The following is a 13,663-nucleotide window of genomic DNA, read 5'->3' on the forward strand; positions in this document are numbered from 1 at the left end:
GCCGGCGTCGGCCGGCGTCGGCCGGCGTCGGCCGGCGTCGGCCGGCGTCGGCCGGCGTCGGCCGGCGTCGTCTGGGGGAACACTCCCCGGTACGTCGTACCGCCGGCGGCGCCGCGTCCCCAACATGAGTGAGGTTCGTCGCCGCGTGGACCAGGTCGAAGCCGATCACGACGAAGATCGCCGAAGAGGTTCCGTGCGTGGCGCGTCGCCGGGCACGGAAGCTCCCAGGACAGCCCGGGCGGATTCGCGAGGGCTCGACCGCTAGGAGACCACCACATGTCAGCCCCGTCCACGGGACGCCTCCGAGTCGCCATCGCCGCGGAGGCCTCACTCGTGCTCGAAGCTGTCCGCGCCGCGCTGACCGCACGCGACTTCGACGTCATCCCGTTGCACTGGTCCGAGGACGGCCCCGGCTTGTGGATGGGGCCGGACGAGGTCGACGTCGCGCTGATGATCAGCGAGCTCGAGAGATGGCAGCGACTGCGCACCGTCGGCGGCATGATGCGTGCCGTCGGGGCTCCGTGGGTGGTGCTGACCGGCGCGCCGCGCGGATCGATGTGGGGCGCGGTGATCGAGTTCGGAGCGCGCACCATCCTGCCCAGCGACACCTCGCTGCGCGCCGTACAGCACGCGCTGCGAGCGACGGTGCGTGGCGAGTCGACGCTCTCCGCGCTGGAGACCGCGGTGCTGCGCAAGAACTGGGCCCAGCTCCGTGAGGAACGGGAGGCGCTGCGCGGCAAGGTCGCCACCCTCACCCCGCGAGAACGCGAGGTGCTACGGCTGCTCTACGCCGGCGACTCGGTGGTCGGCATCGCCGAGACGTTCAGCGTCTCCCCCACCACCGTCCGCAGCCAGGTGAAGGCGATCCTGCGCAAGCTCGAGGTCAACTCCCAGCTGGCCGCGGTCGCCGCGTTCGACCGGTCCATCGACTATCAGGGCGCCGACCTCCCGATGGCCGTCCTGAGCCAGGCGGAGCCCGGCTGAGCCGGCGACGCTGCCGCGTCGCGGCCGTCGGTCTGGTCGGCTCGGTCCGGTCAGGAGTTGAAGCGCTGCTGGGTGGTCGCGAGGCCGTCGACCAGCAGCGACTCCGCCGCGTCCGCGGCGTTGTCCACCACGAACGGCAGCGCCTTGCGCTCGATGGCGGAGAAGTTCGACAGCACGAAGTCCGCGACGTCCTGTCGTCCGGGCGGGCGGCCGATGCCCACCCGCACCCGGTAGAAGTCGCCGGTGCCCAACGACCCGCGCAGTGACTTCAGCCCGTTGTGCCCGTTGTCGCCTCCGCCGAGCTTGACCCGGAGGGTGTCGAAGGGGATGTCGAGCTCGTCGTGCACGACCACGAGGTGGTCGGGCGCCACCTTGTAGAAGCTGGCCAGCGCCTTGATCGGGCCGCCGACCTCGTTCATGTAGGAGCGTGGGCGCCCGATCACCACCCGCGGACCGGGCCGCCCGGGCATCCCCAGGCGGCCCTCCACGACGTCGGCGCGACCGGACTTGTGGGCGCGCAGACCGCCGCCCAAGCGGCGTACCAGCTCGTCGGCGACCAGATACCCGATGTTGTGCCGGTGTCCGGCGTACGTCGGACCGGGGTTGCCCAGCCCGACGACCAGCCAGACCTCGCCGGCGGGAGTCTGCGTCACGGGTTCCTCGCTGCCTCGATGATCGGCCGGCGTCGCCGGCCGATCCGGGTCACTCGGCCGACTCGGCCTCGGTGCTCTCCTCGTCCGCGGCCTCACCCTCGGCCACCGTCTCCTCGACGGCCTGGGCCTGGGCGGCGGTGACGTTGACCAGCAGGGTCTCCGGGTCGGTGGCCAGCGAGACGTTCGCCGGCAGGGTGAGCTCGGCGGCGGTGATCTGGGTGCCGGCCTCGGCGCCCTCGACCGAGACCTCGATGCCCTCGGGCACGTGGGTCGCCTCGGCCTCGAGGGTGACGGTCTCGCTGATCGTGCTGACCAGCGTGTCGGGGCCGGCCTCGCCGACGACCACCACCGGGATCTCCACGGTGACCTTCTCGCCGGCGCGCACCGCGATGAAGTCGACGTGCTCGATGACGCGGCGGACGTTGTCGACCTGGACCTGCTTGGTCAGGGCGAGCTGGGTCTTGCCGTCGATCTCGAGCTCGAGCAGCGCGTTCGGGCCGTGGTGCTTGAGCGCCATCATGGTGTCGTGGCCGGGCAGGGTCACGTGGACCGGGTCCGCGCCGTGGCCGTAGAGCACGGCCGGGATCTTGGACTCGCGACGGATGCGGCGGGCCGCGCCCTTGCCGAACTCGCTACGCTGCTCGGCGACGATCTTCTCGCTGGACATATCTACTCCTGGTCTGGTGCTGACGTCGGTGCCGCCGGAGCAGTGCGAGCGGGCCGCGATCCGGCCCGGGCGCACCGAGTGCGCCAGCCCTGTCGATCACGGAGCGTCCGCTCCCTCGCCGAGGCAACCGGTACAGCCTAGCCAGCGCCCCGGCGTGGTCGCCAATCCTCGTCGGCCCCCGGCACCCGAGCCGCGGGCGAGCGCGCCCGACGACGACCGGCACGTAGGCCGGCGCCACGTAGGGTGGTGGGTGTCCCTGACCCTCGCCGAGGCCCGCACCCGAGCCGCCACCGTCCACGCCGTCTCCTATGACGTCGACCTCGACCTCACCGACACGCGGAGCTTCACCAGCCGCACGACGGTCCGGTTCACCAGCAACGGCACCGAGACGTTCCTGGAGCTGAGCGACGCGGACCGACTCGAGGTGAGCGCGCCCGGACCCACGTCGTACGACGGCCGGCGGCTGCAGCTCCACGATCTGCCGGTGGGGGTTCCGGTCGAGGTGCGGGTGCGTGCCGAGCTGCCCTACCGCAGCGACGGCGCCGGCATGCACGCCTTCGTGGATCCGGTCGACGGCGAGCGCTACCTCGGCGCCTACCTGGGGCTCGACCTGGCCCAGCGGGTCTATCCCTGCTTCGATCAGCCCGACCTCAAGGCACCGTTCCGGGTCAGCGTGCGTGCCGACCCGGCCTGGACGGTGCTCGCCAACGCCCGGGTCGAGAGCCGGGAGCCGGGCAGGTGGCGGTTCGCTCCCACGCCGCCGATCCCGGGCGCTCTGCTCGCGATCTGCGCCGGACCGTGGCACTCGGCGACCTGGGAGCACGCCGGACTGCCGTTCGGCTGGCACGCGCGGCGCTCGCTGGGGGCCGAGCTGGAGCGCGACCTGCCCGAGCTGCGCGCCACCACCGAGGCCTGCTTCGACCACTTCGCCGGGCTCTTCGACGAGCCCTACCCGTTCGACTCCTACGACCAGGTGATGGTGCCGGAGCTGAACTGGGGCGCGCAGGAGCTGCCGGGATGTGTGATCCTGCGTGACGAGCTGCTGCCCCGCGGCGCGGTCACCGAGCGGTTGCGCGGCACCCGGGCGATGATCATCGCCCACGAGATGGCGCACATGTGGTTCGGCGACAGCATGTCGCTGACCTGGTGGGAGGACACCTGGCTGCAGGAGTCCTTCGCCGACTACATGGGCTACCGGGTCGCCGAGGCGTTGGGCAACCCGGCGCTGGTGGAGCTCGAGATCGCCCGCAAGCCCTGGGGGTACGACGGCGACGCCCGGCGCTCCACCCATCCGGTCGCGCCCCGGGCCGAGGAGGTGCCGGACCTGGACGTGGCCGCCACCTGCTTCGACGCCATCTCCTATGCCAAGGGCAACGCCTGCCTGCGGCAGCTGGCGACCTGGCTCGGAGACACCGAGTTCCTGGCCGGGGTCAACGTGCACCTGAGCCGCTTCCGGTTCGGCAACGCCACGCTGGCCGACTTCGTCGACTCGCTCGACTCGGTCACCGACCGCGACGTGCGGGCCTGGACGCAGGCGTGGCTGCGGCGGACCGGGTTCGACACCATCGGTGTGACCCGCCGGCCGGACGGCGTACCGGTGCTGCACCGGGAGGGCACGCGCACCCATGCCGTCACCGTCACGGCGTACGACGACCGGCTGCGGACGGTCGGGACCCGACGGGTGGAGCTCGGCGAGGAGCCGCTGGCGCTGCCGGAGTACGCCGGCGCGGCTCTGTGCCCCAACGCCGGCGGGGAGACGTTCGCGGCGCTGCGGCTGGACCCGGACTCGTGGGACCGGCTCGGCGGCGGACTGTCCCGGGTCGAGGACCCGATGGTCCGGGCGGTGCTCTGGTCGACCGCCTATCGGCGGGTGCGAGCCGGCGAGTCGAGCCTGCACGAGCATCTCGAGCTGCTGGTCGACCAGCTGCCCGCCGAGCCGCTGCCGGTGATCATCGAACCGACGCTGCAGCGTGCCCTGCGGCTGATCTCGGAGCTGGCCGCTCCGGGACAGGTGGCGGACTGTCGGCGGCTGCTGGCGCGATGCGCTGCCGCGGGGCTCGCCGACGCCACCGCGAGCACGCACCCCGGCGGCGACCAGCGAGCGCTGGCCTTCGCCGAGACGCTGGCGGCGACCGACAGCGAGGTGCGCCGGATGCGACGACGGCTCGCGACCGGCGCCCTCTCCCCCGGCGTGCCGCTGCTGCCCAGCGTCCGCTGGCGGATGCTGGCGAGACTCGCCGAGCTCGGCGCCGCGGACGCCGCCCTGATCGAGACGGAACGGCGGCGCGACGGTACCGCCGAGGGTGACCTCGGCGCCCTCCGCGCGTTGGCCGCACGGCCGCTGCCGGGAGCCAAGGCGGACGCCTGGCGTGCCATCGCCGAGGATCCCGAGGTCTCCAACCGGTCGGTCACCGCTCGCGCCGCGGGCCTCTGGTCACCGGAGCAGACCGAGCTGTTGGCCGACCACGTCACCGCGTACGTCGAGACCGCGCCCCGCCTGGCCGCCCGCGGACCGGCCTTCGAGGGCGTCCTCGGCGACATCTTCCCGGCGATCCCACTCACCGCCGCCCAGCTGGGCCTCTTCCGGGCCGCCCTCGACTCCGGCCGGGTGCCGGTGGTGCTGGCCCGGGCCTGGGAGGACGCGCTCGACGACCGGATGTGTGGAGCGACTTGACCGCATAGAGGTCACTGCACTCCACACATCAACGCAGCGGAGCGACCGCCCGGCCAGCCAGGGGTGATCGGGTGGCGACCGATCGACCGACCGTCGGGGCAACGCTGGGTGCTACCGATCGACGGCACCCCGCCCCGCGGACGGTTCGGGTGCCACCGGCGCGGCTCGTGTGCCGATGATGCCACTGGCACCGGCCAGACCCACCCCTGCGGCGAGCGCGCACCCGACCGCGCCGACGCCGAGGGCGGCCCGGGCCGAGACGTGCTCGGCGACGATGCCGAGGAGCGGGCCGCCGATCGGCGTACTGCCAGCGAAGCTGATCGACCACAGCGACATCACGCGGCCGCGGAACTCGTCGGCGCTGGCGAGCTGGATGGTGGCGTTGGCGACGGACATGAAGATGGTGCCTCCAGCCCCCACCAAGACCGCCACGCCTACGGCGACGATGACGTTCGGTGACAGCGCCAGTACACCGATCGCCGTACCGAACCCAAGACCGGCCACCGCCATCCGACGCAGTCCGACGCCACTGTGCCGAGCGACGGCGAGCCCGCCCGCGACCGCACCGACTCCCATCGCGGTGGTCAGCCAGCCGTAGGTGCGCGAGTCACCATGGAGTCCTCCGCGGGCCAGCATGGGCAGGGTCACCGGGAACTCCCAGGCCAACGTGCCGACGAGCGCGATCGCGGACAGCGGCAGGAGGAGTTCGCGACGGCCGAGGACGTGGGCCAACCCCGCCCGCAGCTGACCGGATGCTCGCGGCGCAGCGATCACAGCCGCGGTCGGCAGCGGCAGGGTGACCAGTGCCGCGATCACCGCCACGAAGGAGACCGCGTTGGCCGCGAAGCACCACCCGGCGCCGACGGCTGCGACCAGGATGCCAGCGATCGCCGGACCGACCGCACGGGCGCAGTTGATCGCGATGCTGTTGAGCGTGATGGCGTTGCGCACCAGCTCCCTGTCGACCAGCTCGCTCACGAACGCCTGCCTGGTCGGGTTGTCCTGCGCGGTGGCGATGCCCAGCACGACCGCACCGATGACGATCGCGGCCACGCCGACGTGCCCGGAGAGCGTGAGCACCGCCAGGACGAGTGCGACCGCGGCCATCGTGCTCTGGGTGAGGATCAGCAACAGTCGCTTCGGGTGCCGATCCGCCATCAGGCCGGCGTACGGTGCAAGCAGGAGCACCGGTACGAACTGCGCCGCCGTCACCAGGCCGAGAACGGTGCCCGAATCGGTCAGCTCGAGCACCAGCCAGCCCTGAGCAATGGTCTGCATCCATGTCCCGGGCAGGCTGAACGCCTGCCCGATGAAGTAGCGACGATAGGCGGGAGAGCCGAGCGCCGCGAACGTGCCGCGGGCCTTGATGACCGGTGATGTCTCCGTGCTCACCCGCCGCAGCCGCCGCGACCTGGCGGAGGAGACGCGATCACGAAACCATCACGACGACGCCGTCGTCGTCGACGAACACCCGGTCGCCGGGGGTGAAGACCACCCCTCCGAAGCCGACCGGCACGTCCCGTGCACCGGCGCCGGCCTTGCCGCTGCGTCTCGGGCTGCTGCCGATCGCCACGACACCGAGAGCGATCTGCGCCAAGGCTCGTACGTCGCGCACGGAACCGTTGACCACGAGCCCGGTCCAACCGTTGCTGACGGCGAGTTCGGCCATGTTGTCCCCCAACAGCGCCACCCGCCGGGATCCCGACCCGTCGACGATCAGGACGCGGCCGTCGCCGGGCTCGCTGAGCACCGCACGCACGAGCACGTTGTCTTCGTGACAGCGGACCGTGGAGACCGTTCCGTCGAATCGCCGGCGTCGACCGTAACTGACGAACGGCGTCTCGCAGCAGGCCGCCTCGGCATGTTCGTCGCAGATGTCGGCGGTGCGCCAATCGCTGTTGATCTCGAGCGTCATCTCAGGCTCCCCTCCCTACCCGGCCGCGTTCCATCGGGCGTTCACTCGGGTCGGGCAGACGCCGCCACCGCAGGTGCCGGCTCTCCACGCTCCGGGAGGTGCGCAGTTCCAGCAGACCGATCGGTGCGGCGAGAACTCGATCGATCGCATCGCGGACATCGGCCTGACTGGCGACTCTCACGGCATCGACGCCGGCAGAGCGTGCCATCGTGGCGATCTCCGGGGTGGGCACGAGCGCGAGGTCGGCACCCTCTCCTTCGTGGTGGAGGCGGTGATACTCGGTCCCCAGCGCCTCGTCGTTGAAGACGATCGCCGTCAGGTGGGCGCCGACACGCCTGGCCGTCTCCAGCTCCTGTGCGTGCATCATGAATCCCGCGTCTCCCTCGAAGACGACAACGTGGCGCTCGGGCGCGCCCAGCGCGACGCCGACCGCGGTCGTCAGCCCCTGCCCGATCGCCCCGAAGCCCTGGGCGAGGTGCAGTCGCCGTGGCCGCGAGGTCCGCACCAGCGCCGAGGCGAACCCCGAGCAGTGGCCGTTGCTGATCACGATCACCGCATCGTGGGGAAGCCTGCGGTCGATCTCGATCACGGCGATCCGTGGGTCGACCGTGTCCGGCGCCAGTTCGGGGGCGAACTCGTCGAGTTCGGTGCGCCAGTTCTCCGGCCACGCACGACAGGCGGGGAACCAACGGCCGGCGACGCCCCGCTCACGGTGCCGCCTCGCGGCGGCGGTGGCGACCGCGGCGGCATCGCCGAGGATCGCTGGTACGGCGGACCCGGCAGCTCTCTCCGGGTTGCGCTCTACCCGCAGGACCCGGGCGCTCGAGAAGAGTCGGCCCGAGCGGGTGGTGCTGGCGCCCAGCGAGGTGCCGAAGGCGAGCACCAGATCTGCCCTGGCGAAGACCGGCTCGGCGTCCGGGCTGGTGAGGCCGCCCGCGATGCCGAGATCGTTGTCGTGGCCGTCGAAGAGACCCTTGGCCGGGAGGGTGGTGGCGAGGCCGGCTCCGCTCGTCTGGGCGAGATCGATCAGCTCGTCCTGCGCCTGCACCGCCCCGCGTCCGGCCAGGATGATCGGCCGTGCGGCCGCGGCCAGCGCGCCGTGTACGGCGTCCGCGGCAGCCGCGACATCGGCCACGGCGGCAGGCGGCGCTGCCGGCGACTCCGGCTTGGCCAGGCGATCTCCTCGGGCTGCCTCGAGCAGGTCGGAGGGGATGCCCACTACCACGGGCCGACACAACGCGCTCGCGTCGGCGATCGCCGACGCGACCACCGATCCGGCATCGTCTCCCGCCGTCACCCGGCGATAGACGGCCTCGCATGCCTCGACGAACCGGCGTTGGTCGAAGTGCTGGGCGCCGGCGTAGCCGTCGGCGGTCTCCCCGACCAACAGCACCAGTGGACTGCGATTGCGAGCGGCGACCAGCAGCGAGGTGGCCGTGTGGCTCAGGCCCGGTCCATGGGTGGTCGAGCAGATCCCGACTCGTCCCGAGGACCAGCCGTAGCCCTCTGCCATGGCCACTGCGGCGCTCTCGTGTCGCACCTCGACGGGGATGATCCCGGCGGTATCGAGCGCGAGGATCAGGTGCATGTTGCCGTCACCCATCAGGGTGAAGACCCGAGTGCTGCCGTACTCGGCCAGCACTCGGGCAATGGACTGTGCGTTGGTCTGCAAGGAGGGTTCCTTCGCGGTCGAGTCGTCCGGTGTCGAGTTGTCTAGTACTGATAGCGCCGCAGGCCGCCGTCGCAGGCGATCACGGTGCCGGTGATGTATGCCGCTCGCGGCGAGCAGAGGAAGCAGGCGAGCGCGGCGAGCTCGGCGGGATCGCCGTAGCGGCCGACGGGGATCTCGCGGGCGTGCTCGTCACGCTGTTCGGCGGTGTAGTTGCGTTGCATCTGCTCGGTGAGGATCCGGCCCGGCGCGATCGAGTTCACCGTCACGCCGTACGGCCCGACATCCCGGGAGAGCCCCTTCGCCCAGGCATGCATCGCGGCCTTGGCGGAGAACTCCGGGCTCATCCGGGTCGGCTCCGACTTGCCGGTCACGTTGACCACCCGCCCCCAGCCGCGGTCCGCCATCGCCGGCACCAGCCGACCCGCCAGCCGGCGCTGCGGGGTGAAGTTGAGCGCGAACGCATCGGTCCAGGACTCCTCGGCAGCCGGGTCGGCCGGCCGCCTGCCTCCGGCCGCGTTGACCAGGATGTCGACGCCGCCGAGGGCGGCGATGGCCTCCTCGGCGACGACGGCTGGGGCCTCGGGGTCGGTGAGGTCGTGGACGAGGATGGCTGGACGACGCCTGCCGCCCGCGACCAGCTCATCGGCCAGGTCCACCAACTGCTCGGTGCGTCGGGCGACGACCGCCAGCCGCACGCCCTCACCGGCGAGCTCGGTCGCGATGGCACGGCCGATGCCCGCGCTGGCTCCGGTGACGAGGGCGGTGCGGTCCCTGAGTTCGAGATCCATCAGCTCGCGCCGCTCACTCGGCCGGCTGCCAGTTGACCAGGTCGCGCCCGTGATCCTTGCGCAGTCCGATCACGACGACACCGCCGGGAGCCAGCTGGTCCGGCCGACCGTCGACCTCCAGTCTGAGTGGCACCGCGCCCGCTCGGGCGGTGAGCTCGGTGCGATTGCCGAGGAACTCGACGATCTCGACCTCGGCGGCGAATTCGCCGACTCCCGGAACGGAGGAGTCGGAGACGGTGAGCGCCTCGGGGCGGATCAGCAGTTCGATCCGTTGGCCGACCCTCGCCTCCTGGTACCCGGGAGCGAGTGAGATCGTCGGGCCCTCGGGTACGCCGGAGAGCTGGGCGGTGCCGTGCGGGCCGGCGCCGACCACCGTCGCCGGCACGACGTTGACCGGTCCGAGTGCTTGGGCGACGAACCGGTTGCGTGGCGAGGTGTAGAGCTCGCCCGGCGGACCGGCCTGTTGCACCACGCCGTCCCGCATCACGACGACTCGGTCGGAGAGCGCCAGCGCCTCGGTGCGGTCGTGGGTGACGTAGAGCATCGAGAGACCGAGGCGTCGCTGGAGGTCAGCGATCTCGGTGCGCATCTTGGCCCGAAGCTCGGAATCGAGATTGCTCAGCGGTTCGTCCAGGAGCAACAGCCGCGGACGGGTCGCGAGGCCGCGGGCCAGGACCACCCGCTGCTGCTGGCCACCACTGAGCGCGCTGGCCGAGCGGTCGCCGTACCCACCGAGACCCACCAGTTCGAGGACCTCCTCGACCCGTGCCGGGATCTCGGCGCGCGGCACCTTCACCGCTCGCAGCGCGTAGGCGATGTTGCCAGCCACGCTCATGTGCGGCCACAGCGCATAGGACTGGAAGACCATGTTGAGTCCGCGCCGCTCCGGGCGGACATGGGTGGAGGCGTCGGCCATCGTCCGACCATCGATCCGGATCGAGCCCCCGGAGGTCCGGTGCAGACCGGCGACGCAACGCAGAGTCGTGGTCTTGCCGCAGCCGCTCGGTCCGAGCAGGGTGACGAACTCGCCCTCCGCCATGCTGAAGGAGATCCCCTTGACCACCTGGTTCGTGCCGTGGCCGGCGACCAGGTCCACCACCTCGAGGATCGGGCCGCTGACCGACCCGCCCTCCTCGGCGGGCGGCGACGCCGGACTCGGCTTGTGTACCTGGGACTTCATGAGGCATTCCTCTTGTCGGGGTTGAGGACGAGCCGGAGTACGCCGGTCCCCACGAACATGACGACGACCTGGACGATGCCGACCGCAGCCGCCTTGGTCAGTGCGCTCTGGGAGTAGTTCCACGCGACCACCGAGAGCACCGTCGAGTCGGGCGAGTAGAGCACCACCGCCACGTTGAGCTCACGCAGCGCCAGCACGAAGATCAGGATGAACGTCGAGAAGATCGACGGCCGGATCAGCGGGAGCAACACCGACCACACCGTCCTCATCCGCGATGCGCCGGTGACCAGTGAAGCCTCCTCGAGCGTCGGGTCGATCTGGTGCAGGCCGTTGGAGATCAACCGCACCGCATGGGTCAGCGAGATGGAGACCAGCCCGATGCCGATCAGCGGCAGCGTGAGGTAGAGCGGCGTACGGATGAACAGGAGCAGCACCCCCATGCCCATCACCAGGCCGGGCAGCGCCATCGGTGCGGTGGCCACGTAGGTCATCAGACCGCTGGTGGGTGCCCGCAGGCGCTCGGCGAGATAGACCACGGCCAGGCCGATGGCGATGCACAGGACCGGTACGACGATCGCCAGCTCGAGCGAATGGATGGTCGCGGTCTTGACCTCGTCGGTGTCGACCACATGCCACAGATTCGCAAACGAGAGGTGCATGTCGCCGAGCGAGGGCGCCAGATACTTCGCGAGCGCCATGATCACCAGCGTCGCCAGCGGGATGATGAAGCCGACCAGGCCGTAGAGCAGGGTGAACGCCCAGACCACCACCGCGGTGCCGCGACTGACCGCGATCCGGCTCTGCCGGTGGCCCCGGCCACTGACCGAGACGAATCGGGCACTCGAGCGCACGGTGCGCTGGTACAGGGAGAGACCCAGCAGACAGACGATCAGCAACTCGGTGCTGATCGCCGCGCCGAACGGGATGTCCTGGTTGTCGCCGTACAGGGCGTTGTAGACGTAGACCGAGAGCGGGGCGAACGCGCCGCGCTGGCCGAGCAGGCTGGGCACGGTGAACTCGCCCATGGCGAGGATCGCCACGAAGAGCGTCGAGGACAGGATGGCCGGACGCAGCAGCGGCATCGAGACCCGCAGGCCAGTGAAGAGCATCGACCGGCCGGTGACCAGCGAGGCTTCCTCCAGCGTGGCGTCGAGACCTCGCATCGCAGCGGAGATGAACAGGTACGGGTAGGGCACATAGTGCGTGACCAGAACGAAGACCATCCCGCCGACCGTCATCACGTTCGGCTGCAGCGCGCTCGGCACCTGCAGGTCGGCGAGCAATTGGTTGAGTACGCCGGTCTGCGGACTCGCCAACCAGATCCAGCCGACGGCCGTGACGAACGGCGCCACGAACAGCGATCCGATGCACAGCGTCTCCCGCAGCCGGGCGCCCCGCATCTGCAGTCGGGTGGTGGTCCAGGCGAGCAGGGCGCCGAGCACGGTGGTGATCACCGCGACCACCAGGGCGAACAGGACCGTCTCGAGGAGCAGCTTGAGCATGTGCCAGGTCGCGAAGACCTCGCGCACCGTGGAGAGATCGAATCCGGAGCCGATGTCGATCGGGTCGACCAGGGTCATGGCCAACACGACATATCCGACCGGCACCACCACCAGGACCAGCAGCACCAGCCAGGTCCCGGGGAGCAGCAACGCCATCGAGCGTCGGGACGAGCCGTGCGACGGCGTCCGCGCGCCACGGCGTGGTGTTGCGGACTCCGGGGCGTCGGGAAGCGGCGCGAGAGTTGTCATGACGACATGTGGAAGACCGACTTCCACTTCTCCAGGAAAGTCTCCAGCTGGTCACCCTGGAACCGCGGGTCGGTGCGCCACTCCAGCCAGGAGTTCTTCGGAGGCTGGTACCAATCCAGCTTCTCCGCGTAGGCGACGTTGTCCTGCCAGCCCTTGATCGAGGACTCGCCACCGGTGGAGGCGGTCATCGCCTGCTGCCCGGCGAGACTTGAGGACCACTCCGAGAAGAGGCGTGCGGCGGCCGGGTGAGGTGCGTCCGATGGGATCGCCTGCATGAACTGGGTGGCGTTCATCGTCTCCAGCGAGGAGAACTGCAGCGGAGCGCCGTCATAGGCGAGCGGCCCGAAGATGGCCTCGTCGCCGAAGTTGGTGGCGTAGTAGGTGCCAGCCGAGACCTGCTGCGAGATGGACGCGATGCTCTCCGAGATCGCCGGCTCCTGGGCGGCCAGCTTCTCCAGGTACGACCAGCCGTACTGGTCTGGATAGTTGACGATCATGTTCGCGTAGTACGCCATCCCCGATCCGCCGTTCGACGGGTCGATGAGCACGATCTTGCCCTTCATGGACGGGTCGAGCAGCCCCTGGTACGGGTCGTCGACGAGGACCTTCTGGACGTCGGCAGGAGTGACCTTGGTGTTCCAGGCGATCGCGCCGTTGGACTGGTAGAGGGGATAGAAGTAGCCAGCCACCACCCGGTCCGCTGGGTAGAGGTGCGCAGCGGCTGGGGTGTAGTGCGCGAGCCAACCCTTGCCCTGGAACTCCTTGAGCTGAGCGAGGTTGCTCGTCTGCAGCACATCACCCTTGTTCTTGCCCGCCTGCTCTTGGGTCTGGAACGTGGTGCCGAGGTCCGCACTGCTCAGGCGCAGGATCTTGACCTCGATGCCGTACTTCTTGGTGAACTTCTCGACCCAGGGCTGCGCCTGCTCGGTCTGGATCGCCGTGTAGAGCGTCAGCGTGCCCTCGGACTTGGCGGTCTTCTCCAGTTCGGTGAGGTTGCCGGCGGAGGTGAGCTTGGCGGCCTTCTGAGAGGCCGAGGACAGCCCGCTTCCTCCGCAGGCGGCCAGCACGACAGAACCGGCCGCGAGCGAGAAAACGCCCAAGGCCCCTCTCCTGCTCAGTGGTTTCACGTCTGCTTCCCATCGCTTCGATCCGGGGTTATACCCGCCGCAAGCCGACCTGCGGCTCATGGAACACAACCGGCCCTGTGTGACACCCGTCAACCTGAAGGAACTGAGGGGGTGAAAAGGTGAATCGATCGCTCACATCCGCCGATCCACGCTCATATCGGCCGTCGACGCTGCACACCGTCCCGGTCGACGGCGGGTGGGATGATCGGACCGAACAGGTGATCAGGCGGGGCTTCTCGCCCCTTCATCGAT

At 70.4% G+C, this 13,663-nt stretch carries 11 protein-coding genes; 2 read left to right on the plus strand and 9 right to left on the minus strand.

The annotated features are described in order from the left end of the window. Window positions 1–276: 276 nt before the first annotated feature. Window positions 277–984, plus strand: coding sequence for a helix-turn-helix transcriptional regulator (locus tag QM638_RS23050; RefSeq protein WP_415146029.1), 708 nt, complete (start codon window positions 277–279; stop codon window positions 982–984). A gap of 50 nt (window positions 985–1,034) precedes the next feature. Here the strand turns inward: QM638_RS23050 and pth are convergent, their stop codons facing one another. Beyond that, a complete protein-coding gene (pth, locus tag QM638_RS23055; protein WP_415146031.1) occupies window positions 1,035–1,637 on the minus strand; it encodes an aminoacyl-tRNA hydrolase in 603 nt (200 codons plus the stop codon). 49 nt (window positions 1,638–1,686) lie between these two features. Continuing rightward, the gene (locus QM638_RS23060; RefSeq protein WP_415146033.1) at window positions 1,687–2,304 is read right to left on the minus strand and encodes a 50S ribosomal protein L25/general stress protein Ctc; all 618 of its coding nucleotides are present in this window, start codon (window positions 2,302–2,304) and stop codon (window positions 1,687–1,689) included. Window positions 2,305–2,554: 250 nt separating this feature from the next. Between QM638_RS23060 and pepN the strand changes: the two genes are divergently transcribed. Next, complete coding sequence (pepN, locus tag QM638_RS23065; protein ID WP_415146035.1) at window positions 2,555–4,978, plus strand: aminopeptidase N; 2,424 nt, start codon at window positions 2,555–2,557, stop codon at window positions 4,976–4,978. A 111-nt stretch (window positions 4,979–5,089) separates the two neighbouring features. On the opposite strand, the gene QM638_RS23070 is transcribed toward pepN, so the two are convergent. The 7 genes from QM638_RS23070 to QM638_RS23100 are packed head-to-tail and all read right to left on the minus strand — an operon-like array spanning window position 5,090 to window position 13,384. Next, the gene (locus QM638_RS23070) at window positions 5,090–6,370 is read right to left on the minus strand and encodes an MFS transporter (protein ID WP_415146037.1); all 1,281 of its coding nucleotides are present in this window, start codon (window positions 6,368–6,370) and stop codon (window positions 5,090–5,092) included. A gap of 37 nt (window positions 6,371–6,407) precedes the next feature. Further along, on the minus strand, window positions 6,408–6,893 hold the full coding sequence (gene rraA, locus QM638_RS23075) for a ribonuclease E activity regulator RraA (RefSeq protein WP_415146039.1): 486 nt from the start codon (window positions 6,891–6,893) through the stop codon (window positions 6,408–6,410). A gap of 1 nt (window position 6,894) precedes the next feature. Next, window positions 6,895–8,565: a thiamine pyrophosphate-binding protein gene (locus QM638_RS23080; RefSeq protein WP_415146041.1), complete on the minus strand. Its 1,671-nt coding sequence runs from the start codon at window positions 8,563–8,565 to the stop codon at window positions 6,895–6,897. Window positions 8,566–8,606: 41 nt separating this feature from the next. Next, on the minus strand, window positions 8,607–9,353 hold the full coding sequence (locus tag QM638_RS23085) for an SDR family NAD(P)-dependent oxidoreductase (protein WP_415146043.1): 747 nt from the start codon (window positions 9,351–9,353) through the stop codon (window positions 8,607–8,609). A 13-nt stretch (window positions 9,354–9,366) separates the two neighbouring features. After that, window positions 9,367–10,533 (minus strand): ABC transporter ATP-binding protein, encoded by a 1,167-nt coding sequence (locus tag QM638_RS23090; protein WP_415146045.1) that lies wholly within the window; start codon window positions 10,531–10,533, stop codon window positions 9,367–9,369. Beyond that, complete coding sequence (locus QM638_RS23095; protein ID WP_415146047.1) at window positions 10,530–12,284, minus strand: ABC transporter permease; 1,755 nt, start codon at window positions 12,282–12,284, stop codon at window positions 10,530–10,532. The genes QM638_RS23090 and QM638_RS23095 overlap by 4 nt, the downstream gene beginning before the upstream one ends. Next, window positions 12,281–13,384, minus strand: coding sequence for an extracellular solute-binding protein (locus tag QM638_RS23100; protein ID WP_415146049.1), 1,104 nt, complete (start codon window positions 13,382–13,384; stop codon window positions 12,281–12,283). Before QM638_RS23100 ends, QM638_RS23095 begins: the two co-directional genes overlap by 4 nt. Window positions 13,385–13,663: the final 279 nt, after the last annotated feature.

The sequence above is a fragment of the Nocardioides sp. genome (assembly GCF_047606145.1).
Lineage (GTDB): Bacteria > Actinomycetota > Actinomycetes > Propionibacteriales > Nocardioidaceae > Nocardioides.